The sequence below is a fragment of the Ferrovum myxofaciens genome (genome assembly GCF_000735045.1).
Lineage (GTDB): Bacteria > Pseudomonadota > Gammaproteobacteria > Burkholderiales > Ferrovaceae > Ferrovum > Ferrovum myxofaciens.
Window position 1 is genome coordinate 1 of the sequence record NZ_JPOQ01000149.1, and the last position, 860, is coordinate 860.

1 protein-coding gene is annotated in these 860 nt (G+C 56.4%); it reads right to left on the reverse strand.

Annotation, left to right across the window (positions count from 1 at the left end):
• A partial coding sequence (locus IV91_RS0111985) for a DUF3987 domain-containing protein (protein WP_031598715.1) occupies positions 1–716 on the reverse strand: 716 nt, incomplete at its 3' end.
• Positions 717–860 lie beyond the last annotated feature (144 nt).

Genomic DNA, 860 nt, shown 5'->3' on the forward strand with positions numbered 1-860 from the left:
ACCGAATCCCCGCCCATGCTGTGCCCTCCGAAGACGGTACCGGCCTCTGAGGACAGCAAACCGGCGGTAGGCCATGCGTCATGCAGTCCCCAAGCCAATGCCTCGCTGGTCGCGTCTGAATAAGTCAGTCGCGGCACCAGGAGGCGGGCTGGTTCCCGCTTCTCGTGATCGCGCATTTTGGCCTCAATGTCAGCCGTGGATTTGCCGCATTTCCCAGCATCCTTGATCGCAGCAAGCAGCCCTTCCCGTTTTGCAGCCCATGTCGCAATGGCAGCACGGTTCTCCTTGACGGCTTCCGCTAGCCGGTCGCGCTCCTCGTCTTCATAGTTTCGGATTGCTTTCGAGAAAAAATTGTCAAGGGTTGACTTACGCTCCCCAGAATCAGCGATGATCAGCGAAAACAGGCTACTTGGCCCTTCAAGTTTTGAGGCTCTCCGAATATCTGCAACGCCCTGAATCACCACCGACAGCGCCGTGATAGCACAGGTCGAGACCATCGCGACAGGTGCCTTCACAAAAGCCTGGACTTCCCCAACCGTAGCCCTCAGGTCATCCGGCAGTGCGTCCATGGGATACGGGGCCGTTTGTATTCTGGTGACCAGATTCTGCGGCACTGGCCAAGCCATGACCACCCCCAACGTGTCCAGAATAGACGGTTTTTCCGGTCTTGAAATTGACAGTGCTTCCAGTTCGCTGCGAGTCAAATTGTCAATCATGACGAGCTCCCGCCAAGGTGACGCCGTTCTGGATTCGAGCGTTTGCAAGCATCAGGCGCTCGAAATCTTCTTGAATCCAGTCACGGTCAGGGTCAGCCCACTTGCTGAGCAGAAGAGCCACTATCTCAATCTCGTCAGACAATC